Origin of the sequence: Streptomyces sp. NPDC052107 (assembly GCF_040680215.1) — a bacterium.
GTDB lineage: Bacteria > Actinomycetota > Actinomycetes > Streptomycetales > Streptomycetaceae > Streptomyces.
On sequence record NZ_JBFAWG010000003.1, the window covers coordinates 239,559 to 260,307 of the forward strand.

Here is a 20,749-nt window from a genome sequence, read left to right on the forward strand (position 1 = left end):
ACCTGCGTTCATGGGCGGTCGGTCGTCGGGGCGGCTACTGCCTCCGGCCTCGTCTGAACGGCCGTGAACGGCGCTGAATGAGACGGAAACTGAGACGGGCGGCGGGGCCGGGCTCGCTAGCATCGTGGCTGTTGAAGGGGGAGCCATGGCACTGGTCCGCAAGGGATCACGACGGATCGTTGTGGACGGCACGGTCTACCGCTGGCGTCTGCGAGGCAGGCCGACGTACTTCCAGGGCTTGGCCTGGTCGCCGTGCTCATTCGCGGTCGAGCACGCGGACACCCCGGGTGCGACCCTCGTGGTCACCACCGACCAGCCGCATCCGAGCAACTGGGTCGGTCGTGAGGCTGAGCCTGTACTGCCGTCCGGTGTGGCTGCAGCTGTTCGGCTTGCCCTGCGTGAGGGTTGGACTCCGACGGCTCCGGGCTCCGCGTTCCACCTCGACCAGTCCGCCGGCTTCACACCTTCGAACTGACCGGATCCGGGGGATCGTTGGTGCTCGTACCTCAGCCGACGACAGTCAGCCAGGATGGCGGGTGCGTCAACGGACCAGGCGCGCGTGTGCCTCGCTGCGCCCCCACCGGCCTCAGCCACGCTGCCATGCCGTCGCTGAGAGCAAGCCGCGCCGACCGGGCCGTGGGACGCCTCAGGGTCCGCCGACTCAAGGCCCTCAGCTTGGGAAGCTCGGGTTCTTTGCGGGTGGTTGCTGGACTGACCTGTGGCGGAGCAGTTGCGGGACCTGACTGGGCGGCGGCCTGGTCCCCACTCTTCCCCGTGGTTCCCCGCACGATCTGGCACGGTTCTGGCAGGACCTCTTCGTCCCGAACTCTCGGCTGTAAGGCCATTGTGGTCTGGGACGCTGGTCGTGCGGCTATCGGGGGCCGTTGGCGGCCGACTGCGGTTGCGCCGGTTGCTGTACTTCGCTGCTGTACAGCAACCAGCGCCCGGCGCTTGGAGGGCTGGCGATCAGGCGCGCCCGATCAACGGGCCTCCCAGGCCTCGGACGCTCGTGATCCCCCGCTGTTCCCCCACTCACCCGAAGACCAGGTCGAGGCAGTGGTCGCCGCTCTCCACGATGCGGAAGAAGCAGGCAGAGGTCAGGCAGTGGCCCAGCCCCCGAAAAGCCCCCTCCTTGCGACGGAACCGCAGGTAGGGGGCTTCTTCAGTGTGGGTTACTTCCTCTTGCCGTGGGGCTCGTGGTGGCCCGGCTCATGGTGGCCTGGTTTGTGGTGCCCCGGCTCGTGATGGGCCGGATCGGGGTCAATGGTGGTCGGGTCGGTGGCGGTGTGGGTGGTGGTGTCGCCGCCACCGGTGACGGTGACGGTGTTGGTGACCGTGCCGCTGGCGGTGCGGGCGACGCGGACCCTCAAGGTGATGGCCGGGTAGGTGCTCCCGACGGCCAGGACGTCACTGCGGGTGCAGGTCAGGGTGGAAAGGGTGCAGCGCCATCCGCGGCCTGTGATGCTGGCGGCGGTGAGCCCTGACGGGAGAGCGTCCTGGACGGTGACCGTGGTGCCGTTGGTTGCGGCAGTCCCGTTGTTGCCGACGGTGATGGTGTAGGTGCCCGTCCGACCCGCGATGAAGCTCCCGGTATGGGTCTTGGTGATGGTCAGGGACGGCTGAGGGACGCCGCCGCCCAGGTAGCGGGCCAGCGCGAAGTCGGTGGTGCCGCCCGCGTTGCTGGATCCAGCGGCAACGATCTTGCCGTCGGTCTGCAGCGTCACCCCCCGTGCCACGTCACTACCGCCGAAGTTGGTGGTGACTTTGCCGCCGGTGCCGAAGGTGGTGTCCAGGCTGCCGTTGGTGTTGTAACGGGCCAGCGCGAAGTCGAAGGTGCCGCCCGCGTTGGTGATGCCTGCGGCGACGATCTTGCCGTCGGTCTGCACCGCCACCCCGAAAGCCTCGTCAATAGTGCCGCCGAAGTCGGTGATGACCTTGCCGCCGGTGCCGAAGGTGGTGTCCAGGCTGCCGTCGGTGTTGTACCGGGCCAGTGCGAAGTCGTTGGTGCCGCCCGCGTTGGTGAAGCCTGCGGCGACGATCTTGCCGTCGTTCTGCAGAGCCACCCCGAGAGCCTGATCGTTGTCGCCGCCGAAGTCGGTGGTGACCAAGCCGCCGGTGCCGAAGGTGGTGTCCAGGCTGCCGTCGGTGTTGTAGCGGGCCAGCGCGAAGTCGAGGGTACTGCCCGAGACGCCGGATCCGGCGGCGACGATCTTGCCGTCGGTCTGCACCACCACCCCGTTGGCAATGTCATTGTCGCCGGTGCCGAAGTCGGTGACGACCTTGCCGCCGGTGCCGAAGGTGGTGTCCAGGCTGCCGTCGAGGTTGTAACGGGCCAGCGCGAAGTCGAGGCCACCGAACGCGTTGGTGGAGCCGGCGGCGACAATCTTGCCGTCGGCCTGCAGAGCCACCCCAAAAGCCACGTCTTCGCCGCCGCCGAAGTCGGTGGTCACGGCGCCGGTGCCGTTGAAGGTGGTGTCCAGGCTGCCATCGGTGTTGTAGCGGGCCACCGCGAAGTCCGTGTTGCTGAAGCCGGCAACGACGATCTTGCCGTCGGTCTGCACCGCCACCCCGCGAGCCCCGTCGACGCCGCCGAAGTTGGTGGTGACTTTGCCGCCGGTGCCGAAGGTGGTGTCCAGGCTGCCGTCGAGGTTGTAGCGGGCCAGTGCGAAGTCGAAGTCACCGCCACCCGCGTCGCTCTGGCCGACGGCGATGATCTTGCCGTCGGCCTGCGCGGCAGTGGCAAAGTCGTTGTTGCCGCTGAAGTCGGTGGTGACCTTGCCGCCGGTGCCGAAAGTGGGATCCAGATCGCCCGGGGCGGCCAGCGCGACCCCGGGACAGAACAACACCAGCGCCGCACCCAGGGCCGCTACCGCCCCGACCCGGCTGTGCCGCGTCCACTGCCGGCCTCTTGCCCCTCTGGTGCGTCTGAACGCGAAGAGCAGGTCGAGAAGAAACCTGGGCATCTCCATTCAAGCTGCCTTTCATCTTCCGGCCGTCGCCGGCCATCGCACATCCGGTGGTCATCGCCGCGGCGGCATTTCCTCGCGGGATACCTCATGCGGCCGTTCAAGGCGGGGCCGGTCGGACACAGGGCCCCGGCGACCCGGCGCCTAGACAACTACCGCTTCTTCTCTTCGTGACCCCGATGGCGCGCCTTTTGTTCGGCCAAGCGAGTCCGGACGACGCTTGATCAGCCCAGTCGCCCTCTTCGGGCCCGCCGGTCCATGCCGCGATAATCAAGACGAACTCCGACCGCGTGCTCGTGGCCGCTTCCGGCCCCTCTGGCTCGGCTTGACCGACGTCATTGGGGAGCGCGCCGACCGCCCCAGCCACGACGTACCCCTTCTCTGGCCGCAGGCCGACTGATTGCCATGAGCGCGGCACGGGTGCCGGCCGGGCTGGAGCGGGGCGGAGACAGGAGCGCAGGCCCGGCCGGGGGCCGGGCCGCGCGCGGTGAGCGGAGCGAGCCGCCTTGAACCAGTAGAGAAAGTTGTAACTCAGTCTGTCTGGCGAGGCTTGAAGTCGTGTGCACACGCCGGGAGTTCGGCCGTCTGACGGTGTGCGAGTGGCAGGAAGAGTACCGGCCGGATCGTCCAGGTGACGCGGGTCTTGGCGTGGTTCACTGACACCGTGCACGGCTCGGCGCGCAACAAGGCTCGTCGGGTCTCGATGCGGCCCTCGTACAGCCACTCCCACGCCTCATCGGATGCATCCGCGTCCAGGGCCGGTGAGATCGTGCGGAGTGCGACCGCTACCCAACGGTCAGCCTGGGGTGCCGAGTAGGCGTCGAACGATGCCAGCAGCGCCGGCCCCCACTGCTCGGTCAGGTCCTCGGTCCAGCACTCGCACCAGTAGCCCCACTGCGGCGGCTTCAGCATGGGTGGCCTCCCAGCCGAGTGTCCGTGTACAGCTCCGCCGTGACCGTGTGGCCCTGGTCGCTGTCGTGCACGACGACTCGGTGAGCGATGGCGCTGACCATGCCCAGCCCGCGGCCGTGCTCGGCGTCCTGGTTCTGGTGCTCGGCCTTCGGGGCCGTGGCCGTACCGCCGTCATCCGTGACCGACACCGCCACCACTTGAGCCGAGACCGCGACGGCCAGGTGGAAGCTGCCGTACTCCCGGCCACTGGCTGTGTGAAGGATCGCGTTCGCGCTCAGCTCGCTCGCGATCAGTTCGGCGTCTTCGGCTAAGGGGGAGCCGCGCAGGATGTCGCGGGTCCAGCGGCGGGCGCGGCTCACTTCTTCTGGGAATCCTGGGCAACTCAGTCCCCAGACCCGGGCTGTACTCATATACTCGTGCATACAAGTTCCTTCGTGCTGGTAGGCCGCCATGTGCAGCGGGTTCGGGCTAGACGAGTTTCACGCCGTCATGGGCGCGGATGGCCGGCGGGATCGTCGCGTCGAGTGCGTCAAGGACGCGGATCGCGTAGGCCTCGTCGGCAAGCTCGGTGACCTCTTCGCGGGTGGCCCAGCGCAGTGCGCGGGTCTCGTCACCGGTGGTGGGCACACCGTCGGCGGCTTCACAGCGGAAGACCAGCGAGACGATCAGGCCCTTCATGTTCTTGTAGACGCCGGTCAGAGTCGCGGGAAGCGCGATCTTGATGCCGGTTTCTTCGAGGACTTCGCGCTGGAGGGCTTCCGGGATGGTCTCCTCGCGTTCGAGGACGCCGCCCGGCGGCTCCCACTTGCCGTTGTCCCGGCGCTGGATCAGGAGGGCCCGGCCGTGGTCGTCCACGACGACCCCGGCGACGCTCACGGAGTGCGGGCGTTCTGTGCTCACGTTCCTCGGCCCTCTCGGCTGGCTAGGCTCTCCACCGTAGCAACAACACTCGCCCACTCGTCTAGATACCTAAAGGAGTACTCCAGTGAGCCCTCTCCCTTCCGGCCTCCTCGGCGATCTCGACCCCACGAGCGATCGTGCGGTCTTCCGGCAGATCGCCGACCAGCTGCGCGAGGCCATCGACCGTGGGCGATTCCGCGAGGGCGAAAAGCTGCCATCCGAAGCTGAGCTTGTCGAGCACTACGGGGTGTCCCGGATGACGGTCCGGAACTCCTTCTCCATCCTTCAGGGGGAGGGCCTGGTGCACGCCGAGCACGGCAAGGGCGTCTTCGTCCGGCCTCGGCCGCCTGTGCGGCGGCTCGCCTCCGACCGGTTCGCCCGGCGGCACAGGGAGCAGGGGAAATCCGCGTTCATCGTGGAGGCCAACGCGGCCGGTAGTCACCCCCAGGTCGACAGTCTTGAGGTCAAGGAGGAGAAGGCGAGTCAGGACGTCTCCACCCGGCTCGGGTCCGTCCGGCGCGTGCTCGCCCGGCGGCGCCGGTACCTCCTCGACGGACGGCCCGTCGAGTTCGCCACCTCCTATCTCCCCCTGGACATCGCCCGCGGGACCCCAATCGCTGAGCCCAACCCCGGCCCCGGCGGCATCTACGCCCGCCTGGAAGAGCTGGGCCACCGCCTCGACCACTTCGAGGAAGAGATCCGCGCCCGGATGCCCTCCCCCGCCGAGGTGAAGACGCTGCACCTGGCGGCCGGCGTGCCCGTGATTCATCTGATCCGAACCGCCTTCGACACCGAGGGACGGGCCGTCGAGGTCTGCGACACGGTGATGGCGGCGGACGCGTACGTCCTGTCGTACCAGCTCCCGGCGACCTGATCATCATGGTTTGCGGTGGTGCGCGGGGACGCCTTCCCGAACTCGTACACCCCAACACGCTTACTCGTATAGACGAGTGGGCAAGTTGTGTGGCACAGTGGTCCGCACGAGCCCGGGAGATCGGGTTCCCAGACAGGCTCTTGTATAGACGAGTAGATAGGGGAACTCCCTTGCGCACCATCCGCGTTGAGACCTCCGCTGCGACGATCCTGCTCACCGAGGCGCCGGAGCCGAAGGTCCGCGACCGGCAGACGGGCGAGATCGCCAAGGACGCGAACAGCGGTGAGGCCCTGATGACGATCGGCGTCGTCTACATCGAGGACGGCGAGTCGTCGCTGATCAAGGTCACCGTGCCGGAGGGCGGTATCTCCGAGGGGCTGACCCTCGGGGCACCGGTCTCGCTCCCGGGGCTGGTCGCCCGGCCGTGGGAGTCCGTGTTCAACGGGCAGCAGCGCCACGGCATCGCCTACCGGGCCGCCGCCGTCACCCCGGCCACCTTCCCGGCCGCCACCGGGGCCGCCGCCTGATGACCGACCTGACGACGCTCCTGGAGGTGGGTGGCCCCCTCGCCGCGCTCGGCGGCGGGGCCGCCTACACCCGGGCCAAGCATCCGGCGGTGTACTGGTCCACGGTCGGCCTGCCAATATCCACGGCTCGGCTGCTCGGCTCGTACAGCTCGGTCATGGAAGCGTGCGGCCTGACCGTGGCGCCCTCCCGGCTCCGGGCCCTCGCCGTCAAGGCCACGACCAACCGTGAGGTCCGGCCCGTACCGCCCCGCCGGGGACTCATCCGGCCCACCTCGACCGGCCTCCGCATCCGGCTCCGGCTCGCGCCGGGACAGGAACCCGCCGACGTCGCCGCCTCGGCGGAACGGCTGCGGCACGCGTGGGGCGTGCACGCCGTGTACGTCACGACCGTCAAACCGGGCGTGGTTGAACTGCGTCTGGTCGGCTACGACGTTCTACGGCGGGTACGGATGCCCCGCAAGGTCGGCGGCAGCCTCCTCAAGGTGCCGGTCGCGCTGCGGGAAGACGCCACTCCGTTCGTCCGGGACTACCGCACCATCCCGCACCAACTCACTCTCGGCGCCACGCTGTCCGGCAAGTCCATGTACCTGCGCCACCTGATCGCCGGACTCGCCCGACAGCCCGTGGCCCTGGTCGGCATCGACTGCAAGCGGGGAGTGGAGCTGGCACCCTTCGCCGCTCGGCTCTCGGCGCTGGCCACTAACCCGGAACAGGCGGCCGAACTACTGCCCGTACTGGTCAAGGAAATGGAGGACCGATACGACCTGATCAAGGCCCGGCAGGGGATCGCCCCGGACACGCCGGACGAGGAGATCACCTCCGACATCTGGGGCCTGCCCGAGAAGCAACGCCCGGTGCCCATCGTGCTGTTCGTGGACGAGGTGGCAGAGCTGTTCCTGGTCGCCACGAAGAAGGACGAGGAACGCCGGGACGTGATGGTCACCCAGCTCATCCGCCTCGCCCAGCTCGGCCGCGCCGCCGGCATCTACCTGGAGGTGTGCGGGCAGCGCTTCGGCGCCGAACTCGGCAAGGGCGCCACCATGCTCCGGGCCCAGCTCACCGGGCGTGTCTGCCACCGCGTGAACGACGAAGCCTCCGCCAAGATGGCGCTCGGCGACATCGCCCCCGAAGCGGTCTATGCCGCCTGCGCCATCGCCCCTGAGCGGCCCGGCCTCGCCGTGGCCGGGGACACCTCCGGCGGCTGGTCCCGCATCCGCACGCCGTACCTCTCCCTCGGCGCCGCTGCCGAGACCTGCCGCGAGTCGGCGCACCTGGTGCCCGACCTGCCCGCACTCAAGCCCTTCCGGCCCGACGTGCCCGTACGACCGGTCGAAGCGCCTGTCTCGCTGGTGAAGCCGCGTCCGGTGACCGACTGACCTTTCCCCAACCCGGTCGGCGTGACCGCCTCACGCCACGTCCCTACCCCTCCCATGCCCGAACCCGAAAAGGAGCCGCAGCATGCGCGCCCACCTGGCCCGCGTCGACGCGGTACTCGTCCAAGCTGTTATCGCCGCCGCGTTGTCCTTCGCCCACCTGCACGACATCGCCTCGGCCGCCGGGCAGGCCGGGTGGAAAGCGTGGGCCTACCCGATCAGCGTTGACCTGCTGCTCGTCGCCGCCTGGCGTCGACTCCGGTCCGGCGACACGAAAGCCGCCGGATGGTGCTGGTTCATCATCGCGCTCACCGCATCCCTCGGCGCCAACGTCGCCACCGCCGGACTTCTCGACATGCACCAGGTGCCGTCATGGCTGCGCATTCTCGTCGCGGGCTGGCCTGCGGTCGCCTTCCTCGGCGGCACCCTCCTCGCCCACACCGCACCCAAGCCGCAAACCGACACCGACGAAGGGGCCATCGAGGACCAGGAGGACGACCCCGAACCCGCCCCTGAGGCACCCGCCCAACCGGCCGCCAAGGAAGCACCGGAACGCCCCGCGCAACCCGCCGTGCCCGTCCCGGCCGCCCTCGTCGAACACGCCCGCAAGGTTGCCGCCGACCACCACACCCGCACCGGGGCCACCATCGACACCCCGACCCTGCGCGCCCGCCTCGGCGTCCCCGCGCCCATGGCCGAAGCCATCGCCGCCCAACTCACCCCGACACGGAGCTGACCCGTGCCCCTCTTCACCTTCAACACCGCCGCGGACTACCTCCAGGCCGCCCACGAGATGGCCGCAAGCGGCCGGACGACACTTGCTCGGCTCCTCGCCGAAGCCGCCGCCGAGCTCACCCCGGACCCGACCGAAGCCGCCCGCATCCTCAACGCCTTCCCCGGCCCCAGCCTGCGACAGGAGGACTGAACCCATGCCCGCCAACCGCCGCTTCCGTGACGTCACCCGCATCGGCCCCGTCCAGGTCGGCACCGCCTACGACAACCGGGGCCGCGAGAAGCACACCGCCGCCTGCACCGCCCCGCGCTGCGGCTTCTCCGCCGACTACGACAGCCGCGCCGCCGCCGAACTCGCCGCCCGAACGCACCGCTGCCCCATCCGCTGAAGGGACTCCGCACACCGTGACCGTCAGCCTGCCGCTGGTCTTCGTCCTCGGCCTCTTCGCCTGGGGAGCGGTCAAGTTCCTCGGCGTCCGCCCGTGGATCGTCGTCCTGATCGCCCTCTTCGGTTTCTGGCTCTCGCACACCTTCATGGCTCCGGCCATCGAGTCCGGCACGCGTTCCGGCGTGACCGTCATAAACGGCACACACGACTAGACGAGTAGATGAGGAGGACCGCCGTGTTCCTGCCCAAGTACCCCGACAATCCGACCCCGCCGCCCGCGCACACCCACGCCCCCGCCTCGGCTGAACCGGCCCCCGTCCGGCGCTCGCTCCCGTCGCTGTCCATCGACAACAAGACGATCGCCACCGTGATCGTCGGCGGCGTGGTTCTCACCGCGCTCCTGGCGGCCGTCGCCGTCACGGCCATCTCGGTGGCCGTCGCCGCCGTGGTCCTGCGCTCCCTGCTCCGCGAGCAGCACCGGCGCTGAAGAACAGCGCCCGACACCCGGGGCGGCCCGATACCGCCAAGCATCCGCCGCCCCGGGGTCCCTCCCTCCCGACCGAACCAGTCAGTCAGAAGGAGACCGCCATCTTCACCCGCACCACCCCGCCCCCGCTCCCGGAACTCGCAAGGCTGGCCGAACACGGCACCCTGCCCGGTATCCTCCGGCAGCTCTCCGGCCTCGGCGGCTGCACCCACCCGATCCGCCTCGACGGCCACCGCACCGAGTACGACGTCGAGACCACGACCGGTGAGATCGGCCGCGTCCTCCACCGCCTCGACTCGACCGCCCTCCCCGCCGGCCAACTCCTCGTCCGCTGCAACAACCGCCGCACGACCCGGTGCCCGGCCTGCGCGGAGGTCTACCGGCGCGACACCTTCCACCTGATCACCGCCGGACTGCGCGGCGGCAAGGGCACCCCGGAACAGGTCGCCGCTCACCCGCGCGTCTTCGCCACCTTCACCGCACCCGGCTTCGGCCCGGTCCACAACCGTCGCGCCGACGGCCGCCCCTGCCGTTGCGGCACCCATCACGACCAGGACGACGACGCCCTTGGCACCCCGCTCGACCCGGATACGTACGACTACGAAGCCGCCGTGCTCTGGAACGCGCACGCCGGGCAGCTCTGGCGCCGCTTCTCGACGTACCTCCGCCGAGAGGTCGCCAAGCGCGCGAGCCTGTCACAGCGCCGGTTCCGCGAACACGCCCGCGTCTCCTTCGCCAAGGTCGCCGAGTACCAAAAGCGCGGTGCGGTCCACTTCCACGCGGTCATCCGCCTCGACGGCCCCGGCGGCGGAGACACCCCGCCCCCGCCCTGGGCAACAGCCGAACTCCTCACCGACGCCATCCGGGCCGCTGCCGCCAAGGTCCGCGTCGACGGCCCGGTCATCGACGGCCGCGCCCACACCTTCACCTTCGGCCGCCAGCTCGACGTCCGCACCATCCGCTCCGCCGACTTCAATGACGGCCAGGAGCTGACCGAGCGGGCCGTAGCGGCGTACATCGCCAAGTACGCCACCAAGGGAGCCGAGACCGCGACAGGCGCCCTCGACCGGCCACTGAAGTTCGCCGCCGAACTCGCCCAGCTCGACATCAGCGACCACGCCCGCCGCCTCATCCGAACGGCCTGGACGCTCGGCGCGCGGAAGGACTTGGAACACCTCCGCCTACGCGCCTGGGCCCACATGCTCGGCTTCCGCGGCCACTTCTCCACCAAGTCCCGCCGCTACTCCACCACCCTGGGCGCCCTCCGCGACGCCCGCGCCGAATGGCGCCGAGCACAAGCCGCCGCAGCCAACGGAGCAGAGACCCAGACGACGTACGTCCTCGCCCACTGGGTCTTCGCCGGCACCGGCCTGTCCGACGCCGAAGCCTGGCTTGCCGCATCACTCGAACCCGCCCCTGGAACGGAGGGAGAACCCACCCGTGGCTGACCGACGCAGCACAGTGGCGCAGGCCGAACCGCGCGCCCTGCCCTCCCGGTTCCTGACCCCTGACGACCTGGTGGAGATGTTCGAGCTGCCGAGCGTCGAGACGGTCTATCAGTGGCGCCGCAAGCGCACTGGTCCGCGAGGATTCCGGGTCGGCCGGCATCTCCGCTTCGACCCGGACGACGTACGCGCCTGGGTTGAGTCCCAGATCAAGGGGGCCGCTGCCTGATGGCCGGACACATCCAAGACCGCTGGTACAAGGAAGGGAAGGGACCGGACGGCAAGACTCGCAAGGTCAAGACCGAGCGCTATGGCACGGGCATGCGCTACCGCGCCCGCTACGTCGGCCCGGACGGCACCGAGAAGTCCAAGAGCTTCCCCGACCGTCAGAAGCGGCTCGCCGAACAGTGGCTGGCGCAGACCGAAGCGGACATGGCGCGGGGGCAGTACATCGACCCCCGCGCGGCCCGGATCACCTTCCAGCAGTACGCCGAGAAGTGGGTGACCCACGCACCGGACCCGAATACGCAGGCTTCGATGGAGTCGCAGCTTCGGTTGCACGCCTACCCCTACCTGGGGTCGCGCCCCCTCGGCTCCTTCCAGCCCGCTCACATCCGCGACTGGGTGCGGCAACTCCAGGAGAACGGCGTCCGCGGCTCGTATGCCCGGACGATCTACTCCAACGTGCGCGCCGCCCTCAGCGCGGCCGTGGACGACGGGCACCTTCCCCGGAACCCGTGCGCCGCCCGCTCGGTTCGTCCACCGACTGTGGACAACAAGCGCGTCGTGCCCTGGACGCCGGAACGGGTCTTCGCCGTCCGGGCCGGCATGCCCGAGCGCTACCAAGCCATGGTCGACCTGGGCGGCGGCTGCGGCCTTCGGCAAGGCGAGATCCTGGGCGTGGCCGTCGACGCGATCGACTTCGAGTCGGACACCCTCCACGTGGTCCAGCAGCTCAAGCTGAGCCGCAGCAAGCCCGTCTTCGCTCCGCCCAAGGGCGGCAAGCTGCGGGACGTGCCGCTCCCCGGACCTGTCGCGGACGCCCTTCGGACCCACATGAAGCGGTTCCCGCCCGTCGACATCACCTTGCCGTGGAAGGTGGCGGACGGCCCTCCGATGACGAAACGGCTGATCTTCACGGGGCCGCGCGGCGGGCACGTCTGGCGTACGTCGCTCAACGAGGAGGTTTGGAAGCGGGCTCTCGCCTCGGCTGGGGTGATCCCCGAGCGGAAGCCGGGCGGGTCGTACGCCCAGTCCCGCGAGAACGGCATGCATGCCCTCCGCCACTTCTACGCCTCGGTGCTCCTGGACGCGGGCGAGAACATCAAGGCCCTCGCCGAGTACCTCGGCCACTCGGACCCGGGCCTGACCCTCCGCGTGTACGCGCATCTCATGCCGTCGAGCCAGGAGCGCACCCGCAAGGCGGTCGCCGCCGTCTTCGACACGGCCCGGTCGTCCTCCTCCCGCACCTGACGGCCCAGAGACGGCCCAGAGGCAGCGAAAAGCCCCCTGCCAGCGGAGAAACCGCAGGCAGGGGGCTTGTTCGTGGGCGGTTACTTCTTCTTGCCCTGGTTCTTGACCGCCTCGATCGCCGCCGCGGCCGCCTCGGGGTCGAGGTACCTGCCGCCGGGGGTGAGCGGCTTGAAGTCGGTGTCGAGTTCGTAGACGAGGGGGATGCCCGTCGGGATGTTCAGGCCCGCGATGTCGGCGTCGGAGATGCCGTCCAGGTGCTTGACCAGGGCGCGCAGCGAGTTGCCGTGGGCCGCGACCAGGACCGTGCGGCCGGTCAGGAGGTCGGGGACGATGTCGTCGAACCAGTACGGAAGCATCCGGTGGACGACGTCCTTCAGGCACTCCGTCTTCGGCCGCAGCTCCGGCGGGAGCGTGGCGTAGCGCGGGTCGTCGAACTGGGAGAACTCCGAGTCGTCCGCGAGCGGCGGCGGCGGGGTGTCGTAGGAGCGGCGCCAGAGCATGAACTGCTCCTCGCCGAACTCGGCCAGCGTGGCCGCCTTGTCCTTGCCCTGGAGGGCGCCGTAGTGGCGCTCGTTCAGGCGCCAGCTGCGGTGGACCGGGATCCAGTGGCGGTCCGCGGCCTCGAGGGCCAGCTGGGCCGTGCGGATCGCGCGCTTCTGCAGGGACGTGTGGACCACGTCGGGGAGAAGGTCGGCGTCCTTCAGGAGCTCGCCACCGCGGACTGCCTCCTTCTCGCCCTTCTCGTTGAGGTTGACGTCCACCCAGCCGGTGAACAGGTTCTTCGCGTTCCACTCGCTCTCGCCGTGGCGGAGGAGGATCAGCTTGTACGGTGCGTCGGCCATGGGAAAGAGCGTAATCCACGGGTTCGCGCCGCTGCCCGGGCCGGTCAGTGGGTGGACGGTTGACGGCATCTGTTAATCGAGTGGCCGCCGGCAGACCTCGTATGTAAGTTGTGCTTACCGCGTGAGCCGCTTACTGATCCATGGGGGGTTTTGTCATGTCCGGCGCCCGTCTCCGACGTGCCGCACGGGAGAGCGTCTCCGGGCTCCCCCGCGAGTTCTGGTGGCTGTGGACCAGCACCCTCGTCAACCGGCTCGGCGGGTTCGTGGCCACCTTCATGGCCCTCTACCTCACCCTCGACCGCGGCTACTCCGCCTCGTACGCCGGTCTCGTCGCCTCGCTGCACGGGCTGGGCGGGGTCGTCTCCTCGCTGGGGGGCGGGGTCATGGCCGACCGGCTCGGCAGGCGGCCGACCCTCCTCATCGCCCAGTCGGCCACCGCCGCCTCCGTCGCCCTGCTCGGCTTCATGACGGACCCCGTCGCCATCGCCGCCGCCGCCTTCCTCGTCGGCATGGCTTCCAACGCCTCCCGGCCCGCGGTACAGGCGATGATGGCCGACATCGTCCGGCCCGAGGACCGGGTGCGGGCCTTCTCCCTCAACTACTGGGCCATCAACCTCGGCTTCGCCGTCTCCTCCACGGCCGCCGGGTTCATCGCCGAGTTCAGCTATCTCGCCGGCTTCCTCATCGAGGCCGGGATGACCCTGGCCTGCGCGCTCGTCGTCTTCCTCAAGGTGCCCGAGTCCCGGCCGGCGGCACAGGTGAAGGAGAGGGACAGCGCCGTCAGCCTCGGGACCGTGCTGCGGGACGGGCGGTACATGGCCGTCGTCGGGCTGTCCTTCCTGGTCGCCCTCGTCTTCCAGCAGGGGTCCGTGGGGCTGCCGGTGGCCATGGGGCGGGCCGGGTTCTCGCCCGCCGACTACGGCCTCGCCATCGCCGTCAACGGCATACTGATCGTCGCCCTGCAGATCCCGGTCACCCGGTTCATCGAGCACCGTGACCCACGCACCCTGCTGGTCGTCTCCTCGCTGCTCGCCGGTTACGGCTTCGGGCTCACCGCCTTCGCCGGCTCGGTCGGCGTCTTCATGGTCACCGTGTGCGTCTGGACCCTCGCCGAGATCGTCAACGCCCCGACCCAGACCGGACTCGTCGTACGACTCTCGCCGGTGCACGGGCGCGGGCGCTACCAGGGCGTGTACACACTGTCCTGGTCCGTCGCCGCGCTGGTCGCCCCGCTGATGTCCGGCGCGGTCATCGACCGGCTGGGCGCGGAGTGGCTGTGGGGGATGTGCGCCGCGGTGGGGACGGTCGCCGGGCTGGGGTACGGGGTGCTCATGCGGGGGCTGCCGAAGGAAAGCCCGGCGGTGGCGGCCCCGAGGTCGGACGCCGAGCCGGAGGTCAGCGCCGCCTGATCGGACGAGGCGCCCGGCAAGCACCCCCCTCGCACGACCCAGCCCCCTGCCAGGACGTTCTCCGTCGGCAGGGGGCTCGGTACGGCGATCGCGACGATCAGCGCCTTCGGAAGGATCAGAAGGCGAGGTTGACGCCGATCTGGTGCGGCTGGCTGAGGGCGCTGACGGCGCCCATCACCTGTCCCTGGACGGCGCCGAGCTGGGACAGCGCGTCGGCGGTGCTCAGGGTGGTGGAGTCGGCGGTGAGGCTGGCCTCGGGGGCCAGGCCACCGGAAACGGTGTCGAGTTCGGCGTCGGAGATCTCGACGGTCTGGATCTGGTGAGCGGCGTTCATGATGAGACTGCCCTTCGCACGGATGGTCCACATGGTCCAAGGGAAAGCGGCCCGTTGGGGACAGATGGTCGGGCCGCGACCGCAGGCGTGCGCCGTCCCTTTCAGGACACCTGGCGCGATCCCGGCGGTGCGAGCGATCAAACCACGGAGCTCGCCGGGCATCCAGTCAAGCGCCGCTCGCACCCGGTCAGTTGGCCGTCCCTGATGACGCATCCGTGCGGGTACGGTCACGCGTTGGGGCCAGTTCCTCCACATGCCACGCCGCACAGGCAGGCCACAGCTCTTGCCATCGCCGCGCCGACCGGGACAACTCCCCACCAACGGAACCCACCCGGCCCGCGGATGCGTACGCATTGTGCAGATTCGGTTCACGGATGGATCCGCGGCCCCGGGCGGTGAGCAGATCGCCCGGAGGGCAGGACGAAGAGCACGGCGGCGGACACCCGGGCGAGCCCGCCCCGACGATCCGGTGACCTAGGTCACACTCGGCCCGGTCACATCTCCCCGGAGGGATCCGTCAGGGAGGTGCAGGCAACGAAAAACCGCTCGGAGACCACACGGGAGCACACCATGGACGCTCGTCTGAACATCTTCGCCAACCCTGTCACCGGCAAGTTCTTCAAGTACCTCAACTCGGCGGGGAAGGTGGTCACGGACTCCCCCCTGCCGGCCGCGACGCAGGAGCTGGTGAAGATCCGGGCCAGCCAGATCAACGGGTGCGGGATGTGCCTCGACATGCACACCAAGGACGCGACCGCCGCCGGGGAGACCGCACAGCGGCTGAACCTGGTCGCGACCTGGCGGGAGGCCCAGGTGTTCAGCGAGGCCGAGCGGGCCGCGCTGGAGCTGACGGAGCAGGGCACACGTATCGCCGACGCCGCCGGAGGCGTCCCGGACGAGGTCTGGGCGAACGCCGCCAAGCACTACGACGAGGACCAGCTCGCGGCGCTCGTCACGCTGATCGCCCTGATCAACACCTACAACCGCCTCAACGTCATCGTCCGGCAGCCCGCCGGCGACTACCAGCCCGTCATGTTCGACTGACCCCGGCCAAGGGCCTCAGGGGTGCATGCGCGCGCCCTTGAGGACCTTGTCCACTCCGCCCCGCGGGCCGTACACCGCCAGCCCCACCAGGTCCAGCTCCGCCGTCGGTACGGCCCGCACCGCCGCGCGGTTGTCGCGGTCGTTGCCCGTGGCGAACAGGTCCGAGGTGAAGACGGCCCGGGGCAGGGCGCGGCTCAGTGCCCTGCCGTGGGCCGCCTCCAGGGTCTCCTTCGAGCCCTCGAAGACCAGCACCGGCTGGCGGAACATGGGCAGGTACGCCACCCCGTCCGCGTCCTCGTACGGCTCGCCGATCACCTCGGGGATCTGGCTGCCGAGGCCGCTGACCAGGAAGGCCGTCACATTGAGGCGCTGCCAGGGTTCCAGGTCCTCGCGCAGCAGCACGGCGATCTTCGTGTCGAAACGGATGGGTTCAGGGCTCATGGAATGAGACTGCCAACCGCACCACGACGCCGTCTTGTACGTTCTTTGCATGGCCGCCCGGCAGGAAGTCAGCGCGTGGCGCCCCAGCGTTCCGGGCGTCACCGAGGTCTTCCACGCCCACTTCACCGAGTACGCGTACCCGATGCACGTCCACGACGCCTGGACGCTGCTCATCGTGGACGACGGGGCCGTACGGTACGACCTCGACCGGCACGAGCACGGCACCCCGCACGACACCGTCACGCTGCTCCCGCCGCACGTGCCGCACAACGGCTCCCCGGCCACCCCGGACGGCTTCCGCAAGCGGGTCGTCTACCTCGACGGCAGCCGGCTCGGCGAGGATCTCATCGGGCGGGCCGTCGACACGCCCGATCTGCGGGATCCGGTACTGCGGCGGCGCGTGGGGCAGCTGCACTCCGCTTTCGCCCGGCCCGGCGACGAACTGGAGGCGGAGAGCAGGCTGACCCTGGTCGGGGAGCGGCTGCGCGGCCATCTGCGGGGGGCGGCCGGCCCGGCGCACCGCCCGGATCCCGTGCTCGCCCGTTCGCTGCGGGAGCTGCTCGACGCGCGGGTCGTGGACGGCGTTCCGCTGGAGGAGGCCGCGCGGCTGCTGCACGCCCATCCCGCCCATCTGGTACGGGCGTTCAGCGGGGCGTACGGCATCGCCCCGCACCAGTACCTGATGTCCCGCCGGGTCGGGCGGGCGCGGCGGCTGCTGCTGGACGGGCTGGCGCCGGGTGAGGTGGCCTCGGCCACCGGGTTCTACGACCAGGCCCATCTCACCCGGCACTTCAAGAAGCTGGTCGGGGTGACCCCGGGGCGCTATCGCAGCAGCTCGCGCTGAGCGTCGTACAGATTGCGCGGGCGTACGGCGTCCGTGGTGCCGTACAGCTCCAGCCGGGAGCGCAGGTCGCCGGTGAAGTCGGGGACGTCGATCTGGTCGAACTCGGTGACCGTGTTGAGGCCGACGGTCGCCGAGCAGGGGGCCAGGCCGTCGATCTTCATCAGGCCCGCGCGGCCGTTGGTGACCCTGATGTTCCAGTGGGTGAAGCGGGCGCCGAAGAGCGGGCCCGCGTTGGCGTCTCCGCCGTGCCGGCCGTTGTTGTTCACCGTGATGTCCGTGCGGACGTTGGCGAAGGGCAGGCCGCGGTGGCTGTCGAAGGTGCCCATCTGCATCCGGCCGCGCGACCAGACGTTGTACGAGGAGAGTCCTTCGACGTTGATGCCGTGGAGCTGGGTGTTCGGCGGGGCGGGCACCGTGCGCTGTTCGACGGTGAAGTCCTCGATCAGGTTGTCGTGGGAGCCCTCGCGGCAGAAGTACGGGTGGTGCGAGCCACGGCCGGCGACCCGGGTGCGGCGCAGGGTGCAGGCGGAGGCGGCGACCAGACCGAAGCCGTTGTCGACGTTCGTCACCGTGACGTCGTCCACCCAGCAGTCGTACGCACACTGCAGGACCACGCCGTTGTAGCCCTTGTCGAGCAGGTGCGGGGACTGCGGGGTCTCGACCACCTCCAGGGTCAGGCCCTCGACGCCGGATCCGGTCAGCTCGGGGACGTGGGTCGTCAGCTGGGGGTTCCACTCGGGGCGTACGTCGAGCGGGAGGGGGCGTTCGAGGGTGACCCGGCGGCCCCGGACGCGGGTGATGCGCACCGGCCACTCGTAGGGGACGTACGACAGCAGCTTGGTCTTGTCGTCCCAGGAGTACGACGCCGGGCCCGGGCCGCCGCCCGCCATGTGCTGGAGGAGGGTGTGCGCGGGGTCGTCCGCGAGGCGGAGAAGGACGAGGCGGCCGGGGCGCAGCCCCTCCGGATCGGCGACGGTGATCGTCCACGAACCCTGCCGGGCCGGTTCCACCGCCGTCAGCGGCGTCCACTCGTCCCGCTTGTTGCCGGTCCAGCCCTCGAAGGGCCAGGCGCGGGACCGGATCGCGGCCACCAGGGAGTCCCAACGGGCCCTCGGCGCCAGCCAGATGAGGCCGCCCGCCCAGGACCACGCCGACTTGTCGCCGCCGTAGCGGGAGCCGTAGACGCCGATCAGCTCGGTGAGGGGCTGCGTCGCGTACAGGGTCGTACGGCCGCTGCCGGCGCCGCGCAGGACGACGCCCGAGTCGCCGATGCGGATCAGGTCGTCGATGCGGAAGGTGCCGGGCGGGATGGTGACCGTGCCACCGCCGGCCCTTCCGGCGGCGGCGATGGCACGGTTGATCGCGGGGGCACAGTCGGTGGTGCCGTCGGGTACGGCGCCGTACTCGGTGACGTCGGCGAAGTGGCGGGGGCGGGGGAAGCGGGCGGCTGCGCCGCGATGACCTGCGCGACCGATGTAGGGGATCTGCGGGTGGGTGAAGGGTGATCGGCCGAACTCGTCCCAGATCGAGGGGACTTCACCCTGTTCGGCGGCTGCCGCCCTGGCCTTCGTGGCCGCCGTCGCCGTCGCGGTCGTCGTCGCACCGAGCGCCACGGCTGTGGCAGCGGTCAGCAGGGTCCGTCTCGTGAGGTGCGTGCTGCTCATGTCCACCCGCCCCTTCGTATTCATGTTTATGAACGACGTTCAGGAATGCGTCGGCGGTGAGCATGCCACTGCCCACGGGCGGAGGGAAGGGGTCGTGCAGAGTGTCAGTCCGTCGGGCGCTCGATCAGATGCCTGAACGCGTCCAGGTTGCGCGTGGACTCGCCCCGGGACACCCGCCAGGCGTACTCCTTGCGGATGGAGGAGGCGAAGCCCAGCTCCAGGAGGGTGTTGAAGGCGCCGTCGGCCGCTTCCAGGATCTGGCCGAGGAGGCGGTCGATCTCGTCGGGGGTGACGGAGGCGAGGGGCAGGCGGGCGGTGACGTAGATGTCGCCGAGGCGGTCGACGGCGTAACTCACGCCGTACAGCTTGAGATTGCGTTCCAGGAGCCAGCGGTGGACGCCCGCCTCGTTCTCGTCGGGGTGCCGGACGACGAAGGCGTTGAGCGACAGGGAGTGGCGGCCGACGAGGAAGGAGACCGTCGTGGAGAGCTTGCGGGTGCCGGGGAGCTTGACCACGTAGTTTCCGGGCTCGGGGCTCTCCCACTCCAGTTCGGCGTCCTTCAGGGCATCTTCCAGGACCTGCCCGGCCTTCTCGACATCACCCATGGTGGGAGCGTACGCGACGGCGGTGGGACTGGGTCGCGGCCGTGTAGACGTCCGCGGTCTCGGCGGCCGCCCGGTCCCAGCCGAAGGACTGCGCGTGCCGTGCGGCGGCCCGGCCCATGCTCGCCGGCAGGGACGGCTCCTCGTCGAAACGGCGCAGCACGCGCGCGTAGTCGGCGGGATGGTGGCCGTGGACCAGGAAGCCGGTCTCGCCGTCGCGCACGGCCACCGGCAGTCCGCCGACCGAGGCCGCGAGCACCGGCGTACCGGCCGCCTGCGCCTCTATGGCGACCAGCCCGAAGGACTCGCTGTAGGACGGCATGACCAGCACGGACGCGGCCCGGAACCAGTCCGCGAGCTGTTCCTGCCCGACCGGCGGGCGGAACCGTACGACGTCCGCGATGCCGAGCCGGGCGGCGAGCTTCTGCAGCCCCTCCGGCTTGGCCAGCCCGCTGCCGCTCGGGCCGCCGACGACCGGGACGAGGATGCGGGAGCGGAGCTCCGGGCGCTCGTCCAGCAGCACCGCCACCGCGCGGAGCAGGACGTCGGGGGCCTTCAGGGGCTGTATGCGGCCGGCGAAGAGCGGGATCAGGGCGTCCTGCGGGAGGCCGAGCCGGGCGCGGGCGGCGGCGCGGCCGTCGGCGGGGCGGAAGCGGTCGAGGTTGACGCCCGGGTGGACGACGGCGACCTTCGCGGGGTCGGCGGAGTAGTGCCGTACCAGCTCGTCGGTCTCCTCGGCCGTGTTGGCGATGAGCCGGTCGGCGGCGGCCACGATCTGGGTCTCGCCGATGACACGGGCCGCGGGCTCGGGCGTGTCGCCGTCGGCCAGGTTGGCGTTCTTGACCTTGGCCATGGTGTGCATGGCGTGCACCAGGGGCACCCCCCAGCGCTGGGCGGCGAGCCAGCCGACGTGGCCGGAGAGCCAGTAGTGGGAGTGGACGAGGTCGTAGTAGCCGGGGCGGTGTCCGGCCCAGGCCTGCATCACGCCGTGCGTGAAGGCGCACAGCTGGGCCGGCAGGTCCTCCTTGGCCAGGCCCTCGTAGGGACCGGCGTCGACGTGCCGGACGAGGACGCCGGGGGCCAGCTCGACCGTGGGCGGCAGTCCGCCCGCCGTGGCCCGGGTGAAGATCTCGACCTCGATGTTGATGGCGGCGAGCCGTTGGGCCAGCTCCACGATGTAGACGTTCATGCCGCCGGCGTCGCCGGTGCCGGGCTGGTGGAGCGGGGAGGTGTGGACGGAGAGCATGGCGACGCGGCGGGGCCTGCGGTGCAGTCGTAGCCGTGACGCGGCCGACGGGGAGCGTCGCCCGAGCCTGCTGGCGTACTGGCTCACCTGGCGGTCCTCTCCTTGCTGCGGGCATGCCGGACGGAGGACCGACCTCGCCCTCCAAGGAGGTGCAACAGAGGCGGGGGCCGGGCCATTTCCCGATCAAGACGCTTTGCCCAATCATTACCATCGATCGAGCAACCGTTCGATACGACGACGGTCCGA

Annotated in this window: 25 protein-coding genes; 15 read left to right on the forward strand and 10 right to left on the reverse strand. The window is 70.2% G+C overall.

The annotated features are described in order from the left end of the window. Window positions 1-145: 145 nt before the first annotated feature. Complete coding sequence (locus AB0M27_RS04920) at window positions 146-475, forward strand: hypothetical protein (RefSeq protein WP_365717965.1); 330 nt, start codon at window positions 146-148, stop codon at window positions 473-475. Window positions 476-1,172: 697 nt separating this feature from the next. Here the strand turns inward: AB0M27_RS04920 and AB0M27_RS04925 are convergent. From AB0M27_RS04925 to AB0M27_RS04940, 4 genes are all read right to left on the reverse strand, one after another. Beyond that, window positions 1,173-2,963: a calcium-binding protein gene (locus AB0M27_RS04925; RefSeq protein WP_365717967.1), complete on the reverse strand. Its 1,791-nt coding sequence runs from the start codon at window positions 2,961-2,963 to the stop codon at window positions 1,173-1,175. Window positions 2,964-3,497: 534 nt separating this feature from the next. Beyond that, a complete protein-coding gene (locus AB0M27_RS04930; RefSeq protein ID WP_365717969.1) occupies window positions 3,498-3,878 on the reverse strand; it encodes a hypothetical protein in 381 nt (126 codons plus the stop codon). Next, on the reverse strand, window positions 3,872-4,300 hold the full coding sequence (locus AB0M27_RS04935) for an ATP-binding protein (protein WP_365717971.1): 429 nt from the start codon (window positions 4,298-4,300) through the stop codon (window positions 3,872-3,874). Before AB0M27_RS04935 ends, AB0M27_RS04930 begins: the two co-directional genes overlap by 7 nt. A 46-nt stretch (window positions 4,301-4,346) precedes the next feature. Further along, a complete protein-coding gene (locus AB0M27_RS04940) occupies window positions 4,347-4,754 on the reverse strand; it encodes an NUDIX domain-containing protein (protein WP_365718200.1) in 408 nt (135 codons plus the stop codon). Window positions 4,755-4,863: 109 nt separating this feature from the next. On the opposite strand from AB0M27_RS04940, the gene AB0M27_RS04945 reads away from it, so the two are divergent. From AB0M27_RS04945 to AB0M27_RS04995, 11 genes are all read left to right on the forward strand, one after another. After that, complete coding sequence (locus AB0M27_RS04945) at window positions 4,864-5,652, forward strand: GntR family transcriptional regulator (protein WP_365717973.1); 789 nt, start codon at window positions 4,864-4,866, stop codon at window positions 5,650-5,652. Window positions 5,653-5,822: 170 nt separating this feature from the next. Continuing rightward, window positions 5,823-6,179, forward strand: coding sequence for a hypothetical protein (locus tag AB0M27_RS04950; protein ID WP_365717981.1), 357 nt, complete (start codon window positions 5,823-5,825; stop codon window positions 6,177-6,179). Continuing rightward, window positions 6,179-7,555, forward strand: coding sequence for an FtsK/SpoIIIE domain-containing protein (locus tag AB0M27_RS04955; RefSeq protein WP_365717982.1), 1,377 nt, complete (start codon window positions 6,179-6,181; stop codon window positions 7,553-7,555). Before AB0M27_RS04950 ends, AB0M27_RS04955 begins: the two co-directional genes overlap by 1 nt. Before the next feature lie 82 nt (window positions 7,556-7,637). Then, window positions 7,638-8,288 (forward strand): DUF2637 domain-containing protein, encoded by a 651-nt coding sequence (locus AB0M27_RS04960; RefSeq protein ID WP_365717985.1) that lies wholly within the window; start codon window positions 7,638-7,640, stop codon window positions 8,286-8,288. Window positions 8,289-8,291: 3 nt separating this feature from the next. After that, complete coding sequence (locus AB0M27_RS04965; RefSeq protein ID WP_365717987.1) at window positions 8,292-8,477, forward strand: hypothetical protein; 186 nt, start codon at window positions 8,292-8,294, stop codon at window positions 8,475-8,477. 4 nt (window positions 8,478-8,481) lie between these two features. Next, entirely contained in the window at window positions 8,482-8,673 is a 192-nt protein-coding gene (locus AB0M27_RS04970) for a mobile element transfer protein (protein WP_365717989.1), read from the forward strand. 16 nt (window positions 8,674-8,689) lie between these two features. After that, on the forward strand, window positions 8,690-8,884 hold the full coding sequence (locus tag AB0M27_RS04975; RefSeq protein ID WP_365717992.1) for a hypothetical protein: 195 nt from the start codon (window positions 8,690-8,692) through the stop codon (window positions 8,882-8,884). A 23-nt stretch (window positions 8,885-8,907) separates the two neighbouring features. Further along, window positions 8,908-9,159, forward strand: coding sequence for a SpdD protein (locus AB0M27_RS04980; protein ID WP_365717994.1), 252 nt, complete (start codon window positions 8,908-8,910; stop codon window positions 9,157-9,159). 146 nt (window positions 9,160-9,305) lie between these two features. Further along, window positions 9,306-10,607 carry a replication initiator gene (locus AB0M27_RS04985; protein WP_365718203.1) on the forward strand — a complete coding sequence of 434 codons (1,302 nt, stop codon included), beginning with the start codon at window positions 9,306-9,308 and terminating at the stop codon, window positions 10,605-10,607. After that, entirely contained in the window at window positions 10,600-10,833 is a 234-nt protein-coding gene (locus tag AB0M27_RS04990) for a helix-turn-helix domain-containing protein (RefSeq protein WP_365717996.1), read from the forward strand. Before AB0M27_RS04985 ends, AB0M27_RS04990 begins: the two co-directional genes overlap by 8 nt. Next, window positions 10,833-12,077 (forward strand): tyrosine-type recombinase/integrase, encoded by a 1,245-nt coding sequence (locus tag AB0M27_RS04995; RefSeq protein ID WP_365717998.1) that lies wholly within the window; start codon window positions 10,833-10,835, stop codon window positions 12,075-12,077. The genes AB0M27_RS04990 and AB0M27_RS04995 overlap by 1 nt, the downstream gene beginning before the upstream one ends. 80 nt (window positions 12,078-12,157) lie before the next feature. Here AB0M27_RS04995 and AB0M27_RS05000 read toward each other — a convergent pair whose 3' ends face one another. Then, a complete protein-coding gene (locus AB0M27_RS05000) occupies window positions 12,158-12,919 on the reverse strand; it encodes a phosphoglyceromutase (protein ID WP_365718000.1) in 762 nt (253 codons plus the stop codon). Between the two features lie 155 nt (window positions 12,920-13,074). Between AB0M27_RS05000 and AB0M27_RS05005 the strand changes: the two genes are divergently transcribed. Beyond that, on the forward strand, window positions 13,075-14,328 hold the full coding sequence (locus tag AB0M27_RS05005; protein WP_365718002.1) for an MFS transporter: 1,254 nt from the start codon (window positions 13,075-13,077) through the stop codon (window positions 14,326-14,328). Window positions 14,329-14,443: 115 nt separating this feature from the next. Here AB0M27_RS05005 and AB0M27_RS05010 read toward each other — a convergent pair whose 3' ends face one another. Next, window positions 14,444-14,695 carry a hypothetical protein gene (locus tag AB0M27_RS05010; RefSeq protein ID WP_365718004.1) on the reverse strand — a complete coding sequence of 84 codons (252 nt, stop codon included), beginning with the start codon at window positions 14,693-14,695 and terminating at the stop codon, window positions 14,444-14,446. A 537-nt stretch (window positions 14,696-15,232) separates the two neighbouring features. Here AB0M27_RS05010 and AB0M27_RS05015 point away from each other — a divergent pair. Next, window positions 15,233-15,706 (forward strand): carboxymuconolactone decarboxylase family protein, encoded by a 474-nt coding sequence (locus AB0M27_RS05015; protein WP_365718006.1) that lies wholly within the window; start codon window positions 15,233-15,235, stop codon window positions 15,704-15,706. Window positions 15,707-15,721: 15 nt separating this feature from the next. On the opposite strand, the gene AB0M27_RS05020 is transcribed toward AB0M27_RS05015, so the two are convergent. Further along, entirely contained in the window at window positions 15,722-16,147 is a 426-nt protein-coding gene (locus AB0M27_RS05020; protein ID WP_365718008.1) for a DUF2000 domain-containing protein, read from the reverse strand. Between the two features lie 49 nt (window positions 16,148-16,196). Here AB0M27_RS05020 and AB0M27_RS05025 point away from each other — a divergent pair, with 49 nt between their 5' ends. Next, the gene (locus AB0M27_RS05025; protein ID WP_365718010.1) at window positions 16,197-16,991 is read left to right on the forward strand and encodes an AraC family transcriptional regulator; all 795 of its coding nucleotides are present in this window, start codon (window positions 16,197-16,199) and stop codon (window positions 16,989-16,991) included. Here AB0M27_RS05025 and AB0M27_RS05030 read toward each other — a convergent pair. The 3 genes from AB0M27_RS05030 to mshA form a co-directional block, all read right to left on the reverse strand. Further along, the gene (locus AB0M27_RS05030; RefSeq protein WP_365718012.1) at window positions 16,970-18,655 is read right to left on the reverse strand and encodes a glycosyl hydrolase family 28-related protein; all 1,686 of its coding nucleotides are present in this window, start codon (window positions 18,653-18,655) and stop codon (window positions 16,970-16,972) included. The two genes, AB0M27_RS05025 and AB0M27_RS05030, sit on opposite strands and share 22 nt — an antisense overlap. A gap of 104 nt (window positions 18,656-18,759) precedes the next feature. Then, window positions 18,760-19,260, reverse strand: a complete 501-nt coding sequence (locus tag AB0M27_RS05035; protein ID WP_365718014.1) for a YbjN domain-containing protein — start codon at window positions 19,258-19,260, stop codon at window positions 18,760-18,762. Beyond that, a complete protein-coding gene (mshA, locus tag AB0M27_RS05040) occupies window positions 19,253-20,590 on the reverse strand; it encodes a D-inositol-3-phosphate glycosyltransferase (protein ID WP_365718016.1) in 1,338 nt (445 codons plus the stop codon). Before mshA ends, AB0M27_RS05035 begins: the two co-directional genes overlap by 8 nt. Window positions 20,591-20,749 lie beyond the last annotated feature (159 nt).